This window comes from Flavobacterium sp. C3NV (genome assembly GCF_046825355.2).
Lineage (GTDB): Bacteria > Bacteroidota > Bacteroidia > Flavobacteriales > Flavobacteriaceae > Flavobacterium.
Genome location: NZ_JBKQBJ020000004.1, coordinates 58,662 through 78,470 on the forward strand (window position 1 = coordinate 58,662; position 19,809 = coordinate 78,470).

Annotated in this window: 13 protein-coding genes; 4 read left to right on the top strand and 9 right to left on the bottom strand. The window is 36.3% G+C overall.

From position 1 onward, the window contains the following. Positions 1–6 precede the first annotated feature (6 nt). The gene (locus ACIDC4_RS07250; protein ID WP_412044503.1) at positions 7–408 is read right to left on the bottom strand and encodes a hypothetical protein; all 402 of its coding nucleotides are present in this window, start codon (positions 406–408) and stop codon (positions 7–9) included. 569 nt (positions 409–977) lie between these two features. On the opposite strand from ACIDC4_RS07250, the gene ACIDC4_RS07255 reads away from it, so the two are divergent. The 4 genes from ACIDC4_RS07255 (at position 978) to ACIDC4_RS07270 (ending at position 5,327) form a co-directional block, all read left to right on the top strand. Further along, positions 978–2,432: a glycosyltransferase family 2 protein gene (locus tag ACIDC4_RS07255; RefSeq protein WP_412044502.1), complete on the top strand. Its 1,455-nt coding sequence runs from the start codon at positions 978–980 to the stop codon at positions 2,430–2,432. A gap of 791 nt (positions 2,433–3,223) precedes the next feature. Next, on the top strand, positions 3,224–3,820 hold the full coding sequence (locus ACIDC4_RS07260; protein WP_412042635.1) for a TetR/AcrR family transcriptional regulator: 597 nt from the start codon (positions 3,224–3,226) through the stop codon (positions 3,818–3,820). A 6-nt stretch (positions 3,821–3,826) separates the two neighbouring features. Further along, the gene (locus ACIDC4_RS07265; protein WP_412042634.1) at positions 3,827–4,054 is read left to right on the top strand and encodes a hypothetical protein; all 228 of its coding nucleotides are present in this window, start codon (positions 3,827–3,829) and stop codon (positions 4,052–4,054) included. Between the two features lie 19 nt (positions 4,055–4,073). Then, positions 4,074–5,327 carry an MFS transporter gene (locus ACIDC4_RS07270; protein WP_412042633.1) on the top strand — a complete coding sequence of 418 codons (1,254 nt, stop codon included), beginning with the start codon at positions 4,074–4,076 and terminating at the stop codon, positions 5,325–5,327. A gap of 579 nt (positions 5,328–5,906) precedes the next feature. Here the strand turns inward: ACIDC4_RS07270 and ACIDC4_RS07275 are convergent. The 8 genes from ACIDC4_RS07275 to ACIDC4_RS07310 all read right to left on the bottom strand — a co-directional run bounded on the left by ACIDC4_RS07275 (position 5,907) and on the right by ACIDC4_RS07310 (position 19,616). Further along, positions 5,907–6,944, bottom strand: coding sequence for a hypothetical protein (locus tag ACIDC4_RS07275; protein ID WP_412042632.1), 1,038 nt, complete (start codon positions 6,942–6,944; stop codon positions 5,907–5,909). Between the two features lie 695 nt (positions 6,945–7,639). After that, positions 7,640–8,668, bottom strand: a complete 1,029-nt coding sequence (locus tag ACIDC4_RS07280; RefSeq protein WP_412042631.1) for an NHL repeat-containing protein — start codon at positions 8,666–8,668, stop codon at positions 7,640–7,642. Then, positions 8,659–9,897, bottom strand: coding sequence for a hypothetical protein (locus tag ACIDC4_RS07285; RefSeq protein ID WP_412042630.1), 1,239 nt, complete (start codon positions 9,895–9,897; stop codon positions 8,659–8,661). Before ACIDC4_RS07285 ends, ACIDC4_RS07280 begins: the two co-directional genes overlap by 10 nt. A 317-nt stretch (positions 9,898–10,214) precedes the next feature. After that, complete coding sequence (gene nagB, locus ACIDC4_RS07290) at positions 10,215–12,152, bottom strand: glucosamine-6-phosphate deaminase (protein WP_412042629.1); 1,938 nt, start codon at positions 12,150–12,152, stop codon at positions 10,215–10,217. 393 nt (positions 12,153–12,545) lie between these two features. After that, entirely contained in the window at positions 12,546–13,460 is a 915-nt protein-coding gene (locus ACIDC4_RS07295) for a DMT family transporter (RefSeq protein ID WP_412042628.1), read from the bottom strand. Positions 13,461–13,472: 12 nt separating this feature from the next. Then, a complete protein-coding gene (gene nagA, locus ACIDC4_RS07300; protein ID WP_412042627.1) occupies positions 13,473–14,600 on the bottom strand; it encodes an N-acetylglucosamine-6-phosphate deacetylase in 1,128 nt (375 codons plus the stop codon). A gap of 74 nt (positions 14,601–14,674) precedes the next feature. Further along, positions 14,675–17,878 (bottom strand): LamG-like jellyroll fold domain-containing protein, encoded by a 3,204-nt coding sequence (locus tag ACIDC4_RS07305; RefSeq protein WP_412042626.1) that lies wholly within the window; start codon positions 17,876–17,878, stop codon positions 14,675–14,677. Positions 17,879–18,404: 526 nt separating this feature from the next. Then, a complete protein-coding gene (locus ACIDC4_RS07310; protein ID WP_412042625.1) occupies positions 18,405–19,616 on the bottom strand; it encodes an AGE family epimerase/isomerase in 1,212 nt (403 codons plus the stop codon). Between the last annotated feature and the right edge of the window lie 193 nt (positions 19,617–19,809).

Here is a 19,809-nt window from a genome sequence, read left to right on the forward strand (position 1 = left end):
TACTTTTTAAAATTTATAATTTTCTCCTACTAAATAATGAAGTTTAGATATTAAGTATTTTAATTTCATAAGAATGTTTAATTCAATATCTTGTGGTCTCCCAAAAGAAAAATAAAATTCTAATGCTCTTAATGGTAACTCTAAGTTAAAGTTTCCTTTTATGCCTTTTAAATGATCTTCTAATGCAGTTTTGATGTTGCCTTTAAAAGAGTCTTTTGAAATTCCTAAATTCTTAATAATATACTCTTCTTGAGTTGGCGAAACATTGAAATTAGATATAATGAAAATTGCTAATTCTTCGTAAGCATCTAAAACGAGATTATCTTCAGGAATTGAAAACATTTGATGTTTTAATAATGGGCTAATTTCAGATATTGACAATGCTAGTAGGTCATGTTCTTGATACATAATTTTTATTTTTATTAGACTTATAATTAAAACAAATATATAAGAAAAATATTATACTTATTTTTATGAAATACCATGATGGCTTAATATCTACCATAAGATATAGTTTTTATGAGAGTCTAATAGCCCAGACAGAAGCGGCATCCTTTTTCTTGCTCCTTTAGCAAGGAAAAGATATAGCGGATGGCTGGAAATAGCTCCTAAAAATTAAATTCCAAAATTTTAAATTCCAAATCCCAAAAATCCTTCAACTTCCCTCAGCATAACAATAATAAATCTCAGAAAGCGTTATAATGAAACTTCAAGCCCTTTCGGGCACACCAAAACCTCAACCCAAAATCTCCCGAAACCCCAACAAAAACTGTATACTGTATCCTAAAAACGTATAATAATTACACACTCTCTAAATTATCAAAACCGCTAAACAACTCAAAACCAGTAAAAACTGATAATGGCACAAGGCTTGCAAAATGGGATAATGTAGATTTCTGTCGATAAATGAAAATAACGAATCGGGAGGAAAGCAAAAAAAATAAAAGCCATACAAAGCAAATCAAAAGTAGTGTCATATGAAAAGTGAAACCTTAACATCAGAACAATTTTATACTTCGAAATCAGACCTTAACAACGAACAAGCCTTAAACAGTTCCATTTTTCGTATCAGTAATGATCATGCAGCAACAAAAAAAGTAAGCGAGCGCACCAAAAGTAAGTTTGGGTTATTTGTGCTGGTAAGTACTTTTATCTTAATGTTTGTGGGAGCCTATTCTGTATATCATTTGCAGGACGACTTCGATCAGTTTCAAATTGAGCGATTAAACTCTTCCTGGGGATTACCATTCCTGATTGTTGCGGGATTATTATTTTTCTTTCAGACAGGAGTTTTCCTTTACAACTTATACTTGTTTTTTAAATACAAGCCAATCGAATCCGTTTCGGATGAAATGTTGCCAACCGTTACTGTAATCGTTCCTGCGTATAACGAAGGAAAACTGGTTTGGGATACTTTATTGAGTTTGGCCGACAGTGATTTCCCTGCACATAAACTAGAAATATTAGCCGTTGATGACGGAAGTAAAGATGATACCTGGTACTGGATGCAACAGGCCAAAATAAAATTAGGAGATCGTTTAACGATTTTTCAACAACCGGCAAACGCAGGAAAACGTCACGCCCTATACCGTGGATTTGAATTAGGAACCGGAGAAATTTTTGTAACGGTAGATAGTGATTCAATCGTAAAAAAAGATACCCTACGTAATTTAGTTAGCCCGTTTGTGGTAGACGAAAAATGTGGAGCAGTGGCTGGAAACGTTCATGTTTTAAACAGCAAAAAAGCAATCTTGCCAAAAATGCTGAATGTAAGTTTCGTAATGAGTTTTGAATTCATGCGTTCTGCCGAAAGTAAATTAGGATCGGTTCTTTGTACTCCGGGAGCAGCAGCAGCATATCGTAAAACAGCCGTTTTTGCTTGTCTTGACGAATGGATCAACCAGACTTTTATGGGACAGCCATCAGACATTGGTGAAGATCGTGCCATGACCAATATGATCCTAAAACAAGGTCAACATGTATTGTTTCAAAGAAATGCTTATGTACTTACCAATGTTCCTGAAGAATACACCGGATTATACAAAATGTTTATTAGATGGAGTAGAAGTAACGTACGTGAGAACATTGCAATGGCGAAATATGTTTTCACCGATTTTAGAGAAGGATCTAAATTTGGTTCAAGACTTTTATGGCTGAACCAGGCTTTAAGAATCGCTATGGCATATCCATTCATGCTTTTCATGTTCTTTTTTATCGCCATTCACCCGCTATTGTTTTTAAGTTCAACACTATTAGGAATCTTAATCGTATCAAGCTTTCCGGTTTTGTTTTACGCAAAAAGATATAATTTTTCAGATTCGCTTTGGGCGTATTCATACAGTGTTTTTTACACCTTCAGCCTATTCTGGATTACACCATACGCCATCGTTACAGCCAACAAAAGAGGTTGGTTAACACGTGGTTTAGCATAAATTAAATACTTAGAATTAGATTAGAAATTGAAATTAGATTTGTTTTTGAAACTCCTGTTCATCTGAGCAGGAGTTTTTTTATGGAATAAAGTGTTGTGTTTTTTTATAGCCACTGATTAAAGGATTAAAAAGGATTTTTTATCAATAGAAGATTTTAAATTACGTGTGGTTCTAACTTGAAAAAGACATTTGATTTATATTTTTTTTAGGAGCTAATCCCGCTATCCGTTCCAATCTTTTCCTGGCTAAAGAAGCCAGAAAAAGGATTTCCACTGCTATCGGGGCTAGGGCACTCATTTCCATAAGAATATTTTGGTCTGGTTTGTCATTTCACAAAAAAAAATCACTTGTGTTCAAAGCCGATCTGCACATTTTTGGCATTTCGACCGAAGAGAGAAATAACAAACTTTGGCGATATATTTTGTTGAAGTTTTAACTTATCGTATTTCAAACATAGCCCGTGGTTTCAACCACGGGAAACGTATCGAAATAACGTATCGAAATAACGTATCGAAATAACGTATCGAAATAACGTATCGAAATAACGTATCGAAATAACGTATCGAAATAACGTATCGAAATAACATATCGAAATAACGTATCGAAATAATGAACACGATAAATATATTGTGTCCCAACGGTTGAAACCGTTGGCTATGTTTTTTCCATATCAAGACTATTTAGATTTGAATTTGAAACCGGTTATTTTTCTCCATTAAAATAATTTCAAAAAAATAATTAATAAAAGAATGTTCATTCATTTATTATTTTATCTTTGCCAAAAAAATACCATGAGAATACGTGATGTTGATAAAGAAAAACTGGTAATTTCGACTGCCATAGATCAAATCGTACAAAACGGATTTCAGGGTTTCAGCATGAACAAACTGGCAAAAGCCTGTTCGATTTCTGTTGGAACCTTATATATTTATTATAAAGACAAAGATGACTTAATACAAAAAATAGGTGCCATTACTGCACTTAAATTTTTTACCAGTACGGTAAAAAACTTTTCACCTCAAATGTCGTTTGAAGAAGGATTATGGAAGCAATGGGAAAACCGTGCGGCGTTTACCATGAAATACCCCAAGGAAGTTGCTTTTTTTGAAATCGTCAAACATTCCCCTCACTCAGAAATTATTCTGGATTCTATCCAGGAGTTTGCAGATTTTAGAATGATTATGAAGGAGTTTATAGATAACGGACTACGTAACAAAGAACTGGTCCCTATGACATTTGAAGCTTTTTGGTCTGTTGCCTACGGACCATTATACACGCTGTTGAACTTGCATACTGAAGGTAAGAGTATGGGAGGGAAGCCATTTAAGCTTACCAGTGAAATTATGAAAGAAGCTTTTAGCCGAACCATAAAAGCTTTAAAACCATGAAAAATTATGGAAACTGATTTAAATACCATACACGTTTTTAAAACAAATATTGCCACTGTAGATCCGGCTTGCCAGCTGCGTAAAACGCTCAACGACCATCAGGATATACAGCAATGGAGTATCGATCACGAAGATGTCGATTGTGTACTCCGCGTTGTTTCCTCGGTACTAAAACCCGAAACAATCATTGGTATGATCAACGAATTTGGTCATGAATGCCAGGAATTAAATTAATAAAAAATAACCACTTTATATGGAAAAAACATCAGGGGAAAGCCCCACTTTTACTTTTAACCAAAAAATCATTATCGCCATTCTGGCACTTTTGCAGTTTACTGTAATTCTCGATTTTATGGTCATTTCTCCGCTGGGAGATATCTTAATGAAAACACTCGACATGACCACTGCAAACTTTGGTTTTGCCGTTTCTGCTTATGCTTTTAGTGCCGGAATATCCGGATTATTAGCAGCAGGTTTTGCAGACAAATTCGACCGAAAAAAATTATTGATCTTCTTTTATACCGGATTTATCATTGGTACAGTTTTCTGTGCACTTTCAACAAGTTATATGATGTTGCTTATGGCACGAATTGTTACCGGACTTTTTGGTGGTGTAATTGGCTCAGTATCTTTAGCCATCGTAACCGATTTATTTGTGATTCACCAAAGAGGCCGCGTGATGGGCTTTATACAAATGGCTTTTGCCACCAGTCAGATTCTTGGAATTCCGGTTGGTTTGTATTTTGCCAACAACTGGGGATGGCATTCGGCATTTATCATGATCGCCGTTTTAGGCGTTCTGATTCTTATTGCGATTATCACCCAAATGCAGCCTATTGTCAAACACCTTGAAGTACAATCAGATAAAAGTCCGTTTTTGCATCTTTGGCATACATTAAGCAACAAACAATATCAGATAGGATTTGCTTCTATTGCCTTTCTTTCGGTTGGAGGATTTATGTTACAGCCTTTCGGAAGTGCTTTTTTGGTCAATAATATCAAAATTAGCCAATTAGAATTGCCAATGGTATTTTTCTTTACCGGACTTTCAGTTCTTTTTATCATGCCTTTGGTCGGGAAGCTAAGTGATAAAATAAGCAAGTTCAAATTGTTTGCAGCAGGTTCTATACTTTCGATCATTATGATCTTAATTTATACCAACTTAAATCCTATTCCGCTATGGGAAATCGTAGTGATCAATATGATTTTGTTTATGGGAATTATGAGCCGAATGATTCCTGCCACAACGCTAAATACCGCTATTCCGGGATTAGAAGATCGTGGTGCTTACATGTCGATATCATCCTCTTTACAACAAATTGCAGGTGGAATCGCAGCGGTTTGTGCGGGATACATTGTACATCAGAAAACTAAAACAGCTCCGCTTGAAAATTATGATATTTTAGGATACGTAATTGCGATTATTACACTTTGTTCCATATTCTTTATTTGGAGAGTAAATCAGTTAGTGAAATCGAAAGATGCTGCAAAAGAAGTAAACATATAAACGAGTCTTTCGTTTGAGAATATAAAAGCTTGTCTGTTGAAGACAAGCTTTTTTTGTGGTTAATTTGTTTGCCATGGCCCGCGGATTTTACGGATTAAACGGATTTACGCGGAATTTTTTCGCAATCTTATCATTTCGGAGGAGAAATCACACTAGAAATTACCCAAAGAAAATCGACAATCTTTGTAGTGCTTCTTACGTGTCCTTCGACTTCGCTCAGGGTGACAATATTGGGTTTAATTTACGTGAAACTTTGTCAAAGTTTTGAACTTTGACAAAGTTGGTTGAGATGCTTTTTGTTTAAAGTTTAAAATTTATCCACATTGTCAGGCTGAGCGAAGTCGAAGCCCACGTTCCAATTGGAGCGCCCTTCGACTTCGCTCAGGGTGACAATATTTACTTTACGAGAAACTTTGTCAAAGTTCAAAACTTTGACAAAGTTGTTGAGATGCTTTTGTTTAAAGTTTAAGGTTTATCAACATTGTCAGGCTGAGCGTAGTCGAAGCCCTTTGCGTGCCCTTCCACTTCACTCAGGGTGACAGCTCCGCGTTTCAGGTTTTACACCTTTTCATTTCATTCCTAAGTAACAAAAATAGGAGTAGCACCATCTGGTTGTAAGGGTACAGCATCAAATTTTTGCGATTCTTCTATTTTGCCAGTAACGGTTTTAAGAAAATCAGTTACGTGATCTACGTATAGCAATATTTTTTTAGGTTCTTTGGTGATTCCAAACGTTAAATTAACCGTAATAATTTCTTTTAATTCAATCGAAACATTATGAGGTTCTAATTTTCCCAACAAAGCAAATTTTACAAGTTTGTTACTTTTATGATAATCCCCTTCGAATTTCTGAATAGAATTAATAGAATCAAAAGGAATTTCTAAAGTGTCAAAAAGCCCATAACGAATGACAATTTTTTGAGATAAAACAAGATGAGTTCTAAAATAAATCGCTTTCAAATGCCCGATCAGATTAATCAGTAAATAAACATGAAGAATCAGGATAACAATGGCGATCATTTTATTACGCGAAATGAGATACGCATGCAGCGCAATGGCTTCAAAAACCGAAGCCATCATTAAACCTATATAAATCGCACTAACACCACTTTCTCGATAGCCCGAAAAACCACTTTGATTATTGGTATTCCGAGTCCATTTTATAAAACAATAATAAAATGAACACACTTCAAAAGCGATCATTTTTCCCAGTTTTTTAAACGGTATTGATTTTTTTAAAGAATCAGAAATAATAGCATATTCATCTTGTTCAACAATATCTTTTTGTTTTACCGCCTTTCTAAAGTTTCTCATAAATTGAAAAGCTTTCCAAAGTAAAAACATCAGAAATGCAATGTTGAAATAGATTTTGAATTGAAAAATGACTTGAAAAAAGTTGTTTTCCATTTCGAATATATAAGGAGTAATCTTAAAAACAGAATAAAAAACAAACCAAAAAGTAAATTCAGTTTGTTTTTTATGTAAGATATAATACAATGCCGGTGTTACCACCAAAAATAGAGCCGTACAGACGGATAATAAAGCCGAATTGTTCTGAAAATGATTATTTAAACTCACCAATGCAATACCAATTTCGATGGCAATAAAAATAATCAACGAGCTATATTTTTTTAGCATAAAGTTTCTAAGATGTATTGGAAATATACTCCCTAAAATTAGAAATTTAAAAATGAATTGTAGGGGTTTTAGAGTGGTTTTTTTAGTGAAAAACTTGCAATCTTGTGAAATGATAAACTTTGTGAATAAACTCTAAAAAACAAACTTTACGTGAAACTTTGTCAAAGTTGCTAAAAATTCTTTTTATTAAAGTTTAAAATTTATCCGCATTGTCAGGCTGAGCGTAGTCGAAGCCCGTGTTCCAATTGGAGCGCCCTTCGACTACGCTCAGGGTGACAATATTGGGTTTACTTTGCGTGAAACTTTGTCAAAGTTTTGAACTTTGACAAAGTTGCTTGAGATGCTTTTTGTTTAAAGTTTAAGGTTTATCAACATTGTCAGGCTGAGCGAAGTCGAAACCCACGTTCCAATTGGAGCGCCCTTCGACTACGCTCAGGGTGACAATAGTGACAAAAAAATAAATCCAAAAAATAAAAAAATCCGTTTTAAATCCGCGTTTTCGCTTTAGCGAATCCGTATCATCTGCGTTCAATAGACAAAGAATTTCACGAATAAAAGAATTTCAAATTCCAATAAAAAAAATCCCAAATTCCAATGAAGGAACTTGAGATTTTTTATTGTAAAAACTTCTGTTTTTTTTGGAATTTGAGATTCAAAAATTGGAATTTCTAATTTTAATTTTGTTCCTCAATCACAGATTTATTAAGCTTAATAACTCTAATCTTTTTATTCGTGTTATCTGATAAAAAGATACGATCGTTAAGTTGTGCAACACCAACGATGCTTCCAAAAGGATTTTGTCCTAAAACATCAGTAGCATTTACGCTTGCTGTATAGTTACGAGCCATAAAATCTGCTTTAGGATAAAGACGTAAATAATTAGTGCTTCCGTTATTTTCAGACGTAACAGCCCAATCATTGGTAAAACTTACGGCAATTGGTTTAGTTACAATAGTCGATGTTACCGGCTTTATAGGTTCAGTAAGTGAGCCTGCCGCATTGGCTCTGATGCCCGCAATATTGTAATACAAATAACTTTTTGCATCTCTTCCCGCAACGACTAAATTTCCGCCTTCAACATCTAATGAATACACTTGGTCAAAACCATTTAAAGTATTCAGTTTTGCGATAGGTTTTAAATTCCAATCGCTGGTTTCTGTAATTTGAGAAGTTTCAAAAACTTTAATCGAGGTTTCTTTTTCTTTTACGAAAACCAATCCGTCTTTTACCACAACACCAAAAACGTGTACAAAAGTCTGCCACCATTGACCGTTTCCAACAATGCTGATTCCGGCATTTGTATTTTCGTCAATTACAAAAAGTCTTGACTCACGGCTTCCAATATAAATTCTGCCTTTATCAACAGCAACAGAAGTAATTTCGGTCAACGGAGTAGTGGTAGTTCCTTTTTTATATTCGGTAATGGTTTTGATATGTGCCAAAGTTACCGCGTTGAAAACTTCAAGTACATTGCCATTAGCAACATATAATTTTTCGTTGGCAATCGCGATTCCCTTAGGATCTAAAGTTCCAGTTCCGTCTCCAATTTGAGCCGCTGTTATCGAAGCTTCATCAGTAGGGTAGAAGTAGTTGTAAGTAGTTGGGTCATCGCCATTAGAATCTTTGCTGCAATTGGTAAAAAAGCAAAGTAATAGTAGTAAAAACGGTATTTTGTTCATGATAGTTTTGTAGGTTAGTTCCATTTTCCTTCTCCTTTATATTTTACTAAAAATGTATTTTTAGGATTAATAGTAAACACAGGTTTTTTGTAACTACCTGTTAAATAAGTAGTCTTTGTGTATCCTTTTAATACATCCGGATCAGTAAAAGGAAGATCATTTAAATGAATCAGATATTTATAAAACTCTGTTAACATTTCCTGCTGACCACCGCCCTGGCCGCTATTGGCTAAATTACTACTATGGCTATAACCTGAATGGTGAGAATATTCGTGTGACCAAACTGACATTTCGCCTTTCCAGTGTCCGGTAACATAACCCGATTCCCATTGCGATGCCAAAGCGCCTCCGCCCCAGGCAGAACCTCCACCTACCATCGCCATATTCAGTGTACGGCTATCAATATAAGTATTATACGCTTGTTCGATTTGAGCTTTTGTCAGATAATCATAAACGCCATCGACATCATCAGCATTTCCGTGCCAGTTTAAGGCTCCATTTATTTCTGTTCCGGCTGTTGCAGCCTGTTCTTTTTTGTATCGGTCAAAATTCATGAATGTATCATAATACAAAGGATGACTAATAGCATACGAGAAATTGATGATCATGGTGATCGCCTCTTTTGCCAAAACAGGATTCATCGGTAAATATTTATTAGGATCATCAGCAGGATTATTAAGGTGGTACTGCGTGCTGAATTGTACTAGTCGATTTGATTTAATTTTCTTGAATTTGGCAAATAAAGGATCTGTAGATTCTACCGAAAATTCGATCGCACCGGAAGAAAATCCGCCAATTTTATCAATCGTAACTGTTTTTCCGTTTTCTAACTGATAATCATGTTTTCCTTCGACCAAAGGAAGCTGGTGAAAAGAACGATGAAAAGCAGGAACTTTAGAAAACTGGTAAATTAAAAATCGCTTGTCGTAGTTGGCTATTTTGGCATAAACTTTTACATCGCTCAGTCCAACTGGGGAATAAAGAGAAACCTGAACAGAATCTTTTCCTTTCTGGAGGATCTGCATGGGTTGGTTAACGCGGAAAAAACGGTCCTTGTTGTCGTACATTTTCGACGAGTTTTCATCGTCTTCGAACATGGTCATAGGTCGGTTTTCCTTTGGTAAATTACTAGCATCAATGCTGGGCAAATAATTGGCTTTGTAATCGTCTCCTTTCGAGTCATCATCGCTGCAGCCAATAAGTACGCTCGCGAAAATAGCAAAGGGTAAAAAATAAGAAATGGTTTTTCTCATAAGGTTTGTAGGTTAAATTTGGGGTTTATTTATACAACGCAAAACTATCAATATCATTGTTAAAAACAAGAATATTGACAGAAAATTGCTGTTTTAATTTGTTATAAAAGTAGGTTTTTTTAGATTTTCTTATTCTTTTGTTTTTTAAGGTTTTATCAGGGCGAAAGATAAGTTGTAACTGAAAAACCAACTTTTAAATCTGATTAAAAATGTTTTGATTTTGATTTTTATGGCAATTAATTCTATAAACCTGAAAATTCGGAACTATAGATTTAATCATTACACTCAACGATTTTTTTTGAACATCTTAATTGGCTTTAATAATCAAAACGTTTAAAAGCTTCGATTGCTTCGTATTCTGCCAATCCTAAATCATCGTATAAAATAGCAGTGTTTTTGTTACGGTCTTCGGCTCTTACCCAGAATTCTCTCGAGTCATTTCCTTGAAACATCACCCTGTCTTTTTGAGATTGGTGGTATAAAATCGCATGACGTTTTAATAATACTTCTGATGGAGAAAGCGGAACGGCCATATCAATTTCATGAATATCCCATTCGTGCCAGGCGCCTCTGTACAACCATAACCAGCAATCATCCATGTATTTTTCTGGTTTTAATTGTTTCATGGCGGCAAAAATTGCATTAAGACAAACTTCATGCGTTCCGTGGGGGTCTGCCAAATCTCCTGCTGCAAATACCTGATGTGGTTTTATTTTGGTGATAATATCTTTTACAATGGCAATATCTTCTGCTCCTAACGGATTCTTTTTTACTTGTCCTGTTTCGTAAAACGGAAGATCTAAAAAGTGTGTATTCTCATCTTTTAAACCAATATATCTTGTGGCCGCATAAGATTCTCTTCTTCGGATCAATCCTTTTAATTTTCGAACTTCAAGAGAATCGATCTCGTTTTCTGATTTGCTGTTTAAGAATTCAATTATAGATTTGAAGTTGATTCCGCTGCCGGCTTCACCAATAAAATCTTTGGCAACCTCAGCAAATTTCAATGCTTCGTCGTCTGTAACAGCTATATTTCCAGAGGTTTGATACACTACGTGTACATCGTGACCTTGTTTTATCAATTTTGAAAAAGTTCCTCCCATAGAAATCACATCATCATCCGGATGTGGGCTAAAAAGAATCACTCGTTTTTTTGCTGGATTGGCTCTTTCCGGACGATGCGAATCATCAGTAGTGGGTTTTCCACCCGGCCATCCTGTGATGGTATGCTGCAAGACGTTGAACATATTGATGTTCAAATCATAAGCAGAACCTTCCTGCGCCAATAAATCAGACATTCCGTTATTGTTGTAATCGCGGTCTGTTAATTTTAATATCGATTGTTTTGTTTTTTGGCACAACCAAACAATCGCCTTGCTTTTTAATTCCTGATTCCAAATGCATTCTCCTACTAACCAAGGCGTTTTGAAACGCGTTAATTCTGAGGCTGCAGACTGGTCTAATACAAAAGTTGCATTAGCATGATTTTGTAAAAATGTAGCAGGAACTTCTGAACTGATATCTCCCTGAATGGTTCTCTTGATAATATCGGCTTTGTTTTGTCCCCAAGCCATTAGTACGATTCTTTTTGATCTCATAATGGTAGAAACTCCCATAGTAATAGCACGTTTTGGAACGTTATCAATACCATTAAAATCTGATGAGGCGTCTACTCTTGTAATATGATCCAGTGTAATAATTCTGGTTCCTGAATTGATGTGCGATCCCGGTTCGTTGAAACCTACGTGACCTGTACGCCCAATTCCTAATAATTGAAAATCAAGACCTCCTGCATTTTTAATATTCATTTCATAATCAATACAATATTGGTTTAATTCATCAATATGTACCGTTCCGTCAGGAATATTAACATTCTCTGGTTTGATGTCAATATGATTAAAAAGATGCTGATGCATGAAATAATGATAGCTCTGATTGTTCTCTTTGGTCATTGGATAATATTCATCCAGATTGAAAGTGATTACGTTGCTAAAGCTCAGACCTTCCTCTTTGTGCATTCTCACTAATTCTTCGTAAACTTTTATAGGAGAAGAACCTGTTGCTAAACCTAATACACAAGATTTTCCTTTTTCTTGTTTAGATCTAATTAATTGCGCAATTTCCTGCGCTACAATTATAGAAGCTTCTGCTGAATTTTTGAAGATTTCATTATGAATTTTCTCAAATCTGGTTTCTTCAAATTTCCCCGCACTTTTATAGCTGATATCAGGTTTGGTTGCTAAATCAGTTTCCATTTTTATTAATTTTATTTGGTTATTTTAATTTGTTAATGAATCATTATTAAACACATAGAAACGTAGTTTTCTTCATGTGTAAAGGCATTTTACTAGTATTAATACATTTGATTATTTAGAATAGCATTCGGTTTTGAAATACGTTTTTCTTGTTCTGATTTGATTATTCATAATCCTGCCAGTCCCATAGGGACGTCATATTTATAGAATTAAGTTCCGTATTGAATGAACCCCATCGGGGTGACATATTTTCATAATCAAATTATAATAGAAATCTTGGCAGGATATAATACCTGATATATATTACGCTCCTCCGGAGCTTTGATGAGAGGTGATAATTGGCTATAAATATTACGCTCCGCCGGAGCTCATCGTTAATACTCTTTTTATTGTTTAATGATTCTTTTTATCAGAAGAAAGCGTAGTATACAATCCGATGATGACAAATAGAACTCCAAAAAGAGTATACAAAGTAAGTGGCTCATCGACCATAAAGTAGGCAATCAAAAATCCGAATATCGGGCACAAAAAAAGCCAGTACGAAGCTTTTATAGGATTGTTTTTTAATAAATACAACCAAAACTGAACTGCACCAATAGAAACCGCAATCGCCAGCCAGGAAGTCGAGAACCAAAAATCGTGGTTAAAAACATTCTGATCAGATTCATACGTTAAAAATAAAACCGGAAGCAGAAACACCGCGCCAATAATGGTTTGCCACCCATTGATGGTAAGAATGTGCAATCCGTTCCAGTTTTGTCTTGAATAATAAATCGTTCCTAATGAATAAGCAATCATGCTGGTAACCAAAATAAGTATACCGCCGGGGGTTGCAAAACTGTTTTGTAATAAAGGATATGCCGCTAGAAATACTCCAATAAAACAAAGAATCAGACTAAGTATGTTTTTGAATTTGATTTTATGCGATAACCAAACAGCTGAGATCAAAACAATAAAAACAGGATTAGTGGCTACAGCCAGACTTCCCAAACCGGCAGATACTTTTTGCATGGCAATGACATACAATCCCAGATAAAAAGTAATGTTGAACAAACCATAAATACTAATTTGAACCCATTCCTTTTTTTGTGGAAATCGTTTTGCCATTATAATATGTGAAAGAATAAGCATAATGCTCCCGGCTATTAAAAACCTGAAAATAGAAATCACAAAAGGCTGCGCGGCATGCAATCCAATTTTGGTTGCCGTAGATGCAGATGCCCATAAAAAGGCAAACAATATTCCGGCAATAATGATTTTAAATTCTTTGATTTTATCGGTAATCGGGAGCATTTTTTCTTTGATCATTTTACGAAATAATTATAAATGTTTTAGAAAATTCAACGTTTCTATTTCAGATAAATCATCATTAAATTGTACAAAACTGGCAGGAAAACCCGCTTTTATTTTTCCGAATTGATCTTCTAAACCAATCGCACTGGCAACGCGCGAAGTAGCCATTTTGATCGCTTCATCTGCTGAAACATCCAAATGATTATAGGCGTTTTGAACCGCTTCAAGCATCGATATTGTAGCTCCGGCTAAATTTCCGTCGTCGTTTCTGTAAAAACCATTGTCAAGATGTGCATCAAAATTATCCCATTTGAAGTTTTCAACTTTTCGGCCTAAAAAGGTAGCGTCACTAATCAAAAAGAATTTGTCCTGTTTGAGTTTGTATGCCACTTTTGCTGCAGCATAATCGCAATGTGCGCCATCAAGAATTACAGGAGCGTATACATTTTCATTTTCAAAAGTAGCACCAACCAAGCCCGGTTCACGATGTCCAAATTGCGTCATGGCATTAAATAAATGTGTGACAAGTTTTATGCCTTTCGAAAAATAAACCTGAGCTTCTTTATGTGTAACAGTCGAATGTCCAATCGAGATTTGAATATCGCTTTCGAGCAACATATTCAGTTGTTCGTCTGTAAAACATTCCGGTGCAATCGTGATGACTTTGATCACGCCTTTCCCCAATCTGATAATTTCTTCAAGTTCCGCATTCGTAGGCTTGCGAACCTGATCAATACTATGTGCGCCACGTTTTAACGGATTCAGAAACGGACCTTCCAAATGCATCCCGATTACGCCATTATCGTGCTTTTGCATGTAATTACGAACGGCTTCAATTCCCTGAAGAATAGTTTCGTGCGAAGAGGAAATCAAACACGGAAGTACCTGAGTCGTTCCGTATTTTAAACTTGCATCATAAATATCCTGAATTGTTTCTTCGGTAGGAGTCTGGCTAAAATAAAGCTTCTCTCCGCCGTTGATCTGAATATCGATAAAGCCGGCCGCAATATGTTTTCCTTGTAAATCAATCGTTTCAATGTCATTTGGAATTTCTTTTTGAACGGAAAGAATAGTTCCGTTTTCGATAATAATGACTCCGTTGGTAATGATTTCATCCCCAGTGTGCACGGTCGTATTGATAATCGCCTGTTTCATTTTTTCATTTTTATTTATTTAAACCGGATTAAAATCCAGCCCTACAATATAAGTCGAGCCGATGGCTCTTTTTTTTATTTTTTAATTATTTTATTGCTAATAGTAGAATTGGTGTCATTTATATTTAAAAGATAAATTCCCTGAGTTTGATTTCCTAATGAAAAAGTCGCTTGTGTTTCATTAGTATTTAAAGTTTCAGTTCGGATTATTTTACCGGATAAATCAAATATTTGAATATTTACTTTTCCTTTAGCATTATTAATTTTCACAGTAAAAATATCATCAATTGGATTAGGATTTACATCAATACTAAATTTTTCTTCATCGGTCGCTGCTTTTTCCTGTGTTTTCTTGCTTAACGAAGGAGTATCAGCAGGTACAAAACTATCTGCACCATTTGTTAACCAGTTCAAACTAAAACGAACAAAATACATTTGATAAGTCGAGCTTTCTCCGTTTTCATAATAAATTCCGATTGTTCCATCAGGCAATATGGTTAAACTCGAATACGCCGAAGCTCCTGCGAAAATCGTTTTTGGTGCTCCCCAGCTTGTTCCTTCATCCGTACTCAATTGTACGCTCACATTTTTTCGGCTTCCTGAAAACGGAATCGAATGCAATAACCTATTTTTATCATAACCATCAAGGGTAGAAGTGTAGCGAATAAAATCGCCATCGCAATTAGGGTCTGTAATACTTGCCTGATTGTAAGCCGTTCCCCATGTTGCGCCTTTATTGGTAGAAACATTAAAACGGCGTGTTCCCGGGTTACGAATACTCATCATGATATTCCCGTTATTTAATTCTACAACTTTGGCTTCATCGCCATCTATTTCTGCTCTTCCGGTCGATGTTGTCCATGTTACTCCGTGATCGGCACTAGTAATCATATAATTGCAAATACGCTCGGTTCCTGAAACATTTTCTCGTACGGCAATTGCCGCTACAATTTTTCCGTCACGCAATTGGTGCGCTCTTCCTGAAGCCACAAATAATCCTTTCCAACCTGGATTTGGACCATAAATCTGACTTGTAATATCTACGGGAGTTCCCCATGTTATTCCGTTATCCGTACTACGAATGACCAAAACTTTGGCTGGCGCCGAATTTGTAGAAGCAAAAAATCCTTTTTCAGCCGAAACGATACATAATAGTTCTCCGGTAGTTTTATCCAAAACCAAAGCTGCATCGCCCGCTCCTGTGGCAGCACCAAAATTGGCAATCGTCAATGGTGCCGACCATGTTTTTCCGTTATCTGTACTACGGCGAACAACAGGATCTATTTTAGCGGCTAAATCTCCGGCACCGTTCCATCTTTTATCCGTTACCGTTACCAATGAACCATCGGCAGCAGTGATAATGGCCGGAATACGATAGCTTGCAGAACCCGCATCTCCGGGAGTAAAAAGCAAAGTATTGGCCAATAAAATAACTCGATTTCCGGTAACCGTATTGGATGTTGTATTGTAAGTGATTCCGTTTGCAACAATAGATTCGCAAGTGGCATCTAATAAATTTCCTTCATTGGCGGAAGCCGAAATATCATAAGTAATCCAAAAATAATTGTCTCCGTTTACTAATGACTTTGAACCGTTTACAACAAGATTTCCGCTTGACGGAGCAACATTTCCAAATAAAGTTGCGGTTGCAGGATTGAAAATTGCAGTACTTCCGCTAGAGTAAATTTTGATATTGGTAACATCAGAAACATTTGTAGTTCCTGCCATCGTAAATTTTAGTGCACTTACTGTAAGCGGATTTATAGTACCACTCACAGAAGCTTTTACGGCAATAATTCTTTGGTTGGTATCGCCAATTCCGGTTGGTAATTCGGTTTGCACCAATGAAACCGAATTGATCTGCATTTCGTTGGTTTGCGCAATTACCATCGCTCCGTTGTTTAATATTCCCGGATGGTTATTTCCTGAAATGTCGGGAACGGTTGTGCCAATTACGTTTTCAAAATCCCACGCAGCAATTAAGTTGGTTTGCGGTCCGGTTACAATGGCCGTTTTATCGGTTACGATTTCTGCGGCTGTCATGGCTTTATTCCAAAAACGAATATCATCTAATTGTGCATTCATATACGATGCAAAATTGCTGAGTGTTCCAAATAATACATCTCCGGTATTCGAAACCGTATTGGTTCCGCCAATATTTGCTGTCGTTTTGGTTTGCTGTAAAACACCATCAACATAGATTTTGCAACTGGTTGAAGCAACGTCAACCACCATGGCCAAATGATGCCAAATATTGTTGGCAATATTCGAAGTTCCGTATGGAGGTCCCGCAGCTCCGGCGCTTGTGGTTAAATTAACACCAAATTGTCCGCCGCCTGCTGATGTATTATTGATAAATTCGTAACCAATTCCCGCACCTCCGGGACGTTTGCTTAAAATACGTTTGCCAAAATCTGAGGTTTTAATTTTACAAGTGATGGTCAGACTTTGACCTGCTGCTAAATTAAAATCAGCATGATTCACGACCGACATATAATCATTTATACCATCTAAAGATAAAATCATAGGAAATGCATTTGATGTTGTTGGAGATCCCACCAAAGTTCCGGGATGGTTATTGCCCGAAACATCAGGAACAGAAGTTCCGCTTATGTTTTCAAAATTCCATGCTGCAAGAAGATTAGTTGCGGGCGCATTGACAACGGCAGTCATATCTTCCTGTAATTCAAGTGCCGTCATAGCTTTATTCCAAACCCGAACATTATCAACTTGGCCTGCCCATTTGTAACTGTTTCCAGCGTCAGAAGTTGCTCCAATCACAAAATTTAAAGCATTCGAAAAATCTGAAGTAACAGAGGTAAAGGTTTTTCCTGTATTGGCTAAAACGCCATCTACATAACCGTACATCGTTCGATTGCTCGACGCATCGATTACCAAAGCAATATGATGCCATGTTCCGTCAGCAATAGAGTTGGCCGAATATCCTGCGGTACTAATATTGTTGGGTGTTCCGGTTCCGCTCATGTTCATGGCAAATTTTCCGGCATTGGTTCCGTTTCCTGTCCAAAATTCGTAGCCGTTTCCTGAAGCGCCATTTCTTTTGGCAAAAATTCGAGGTGTTCCTGTCGAAGTCGTTGTTTTGATCCAACAGGTAATGGTCTTGTTTTGGCTTGCGCCGAAGTCCAAATCAGGATGATCTGCGACTGTCATAAAAGTTGAAATTCCATCGAGGTTCAAAACCTTACCACTTTGTGCCTGGATATTACTACCGTATAAACACATAAAACACGAACAAAATAAGCGTAATAAATTTTTCATAGTTTTTATTTTGGTTAAAATTGGTTAATAAGCATAAGGTTTAATAACGAACGACTTGATGGAAAACAGGTTTTTGTGAAAACATGTAATATTGTACCGTTAGGTACAACAGGTTGGTAGCATGCCGTAGGTATGCAACAAAACGTATTCTTGCGTACCTACGGCACGCGGTTGTTGTGGCCATTTTTTGTTTTTTACCAACCTGTTGTACCTAACGGCACAATACATAAATTGAACACAATTTTTTTCTACCGACCTGTTGTGCCTAACGGCACATTCATGCAATCATATTTTTCTACCGATATATTGTTTCGAAAAACTCAAAATATCGATTATGATTTTCTCACAGCATTATGTCATTTATTGTGCCGTTAGGTACAACAGGTTGGTAGAAAAAAATTAGATTAAAGATCCCAAAGCGTGCCGTAGGTACGCAAGAATACGTTTTGTTGCGTACCTACAGCACGGGGTTGTTGTGGCCATTTTTTGTTTTCTACCAACCTGTTGTGCCTAACTGCAGATTGATTTACAAACTTTGATTTTCATATTTGATTGTTTTTTCTAGATATTCGTTTAATATTTGTGTGCAATACCATTCCTGTCGCGGCAAATGAAAAGGCCCTTTATAAAGATTTCCTTTAGCCGTTTGAGCCACAGTTCCGTCTCTGTGCAAATACCCAAACCATTCTCCGTTTTCTTTATCATGAAATTTACTGTACGCATAATCATGAATCATTTTATGCCATTTTGCATATTTTTCATCGCCCGTCATTGTGTAGGCTAATAATGTGGCAATAATCACTTCGTTATGAGGCCACCAAAATTTCATATCCTGCCAATATTCCTGAACGGGTTTGCCGTAAACATCACAGAAATATAAAATGCCGCCATGTTCTTTGTCCCAGCCGCGTTCCCACATATAATCGAGCATTTTACAGCCCAATTCGATTAAATGCGGATCATTATTTCGATGTTTTGCTTCGTGCAAAATAAACCACGCGCCTTCGATAGCGTGACCCGGATTTAATGTTCTGCCATCAATATGATCGATGATAGAACCATCCGGAGCCACTTGCTCCATCACACATTTGATGTCGTGCTTTACAAAATCATTTTCGATTTCGGCAATCCATTTAGTGATCCATTCGTCGCAACGCGGATCTCCAATTGTTTCTCGTATTTGTTGTGCCGTATTGATCATAATCATTGGCGATCCAATTCCTTTCGACGGGCGTTCTCCCGTATATTTTGGTTCTAATAATCCCGGAGTGCTGGAGTATTTTATGCATTCTCCAAATAAATGACGTGCCTGTTCTGCAATTTTTTCGTCTCCGCTTGCTTTTGCGTAAGCGCTCATCGCAATCACGGCAAAGGTTTCAGAAAAATAATAACGACGTTTACGAATCGGGTTTCCTTCGCGTGTGACGTGAAAAAACATTCTTCCATCGGTATCAAAACAATGCTGATTGATAAAATCTATTCCGGATTTGGCACCGTCCAGCCATTCTTGTTTGGGTTCGACAGTATTATAAAGTGTCGATAGTAACCACGCAGTTCGCCCCTGAAACCAAACCGATTTATCATCGTCGATTAAATCGCCATTTTGTCCGCGCATTAACAAATAACCGCCGTGAACGGTGTCGATAGATTGTGGAAACCAAAATGGTACCGTGTCCTGTAATAATTGGTGCTGATAAAAATCTTTTAATTGTATTAGATCAGTATTAGAATAACTCATTTGATATATGTTTTTTAGACTTGGTTTTTGTATTTACCAAGTGTTGATTTCGTATTTGTTGTGTATAATTTTTAAACACATAGAGACATAGTTTATAAAACTTGGAAAGGCGTTTCACTTAAAATAAATCTCATAGCGCTATGTGAAAAAATGTATTTTCTTTAATTCTCTTTTTTTAGATTGAAGTCTATGT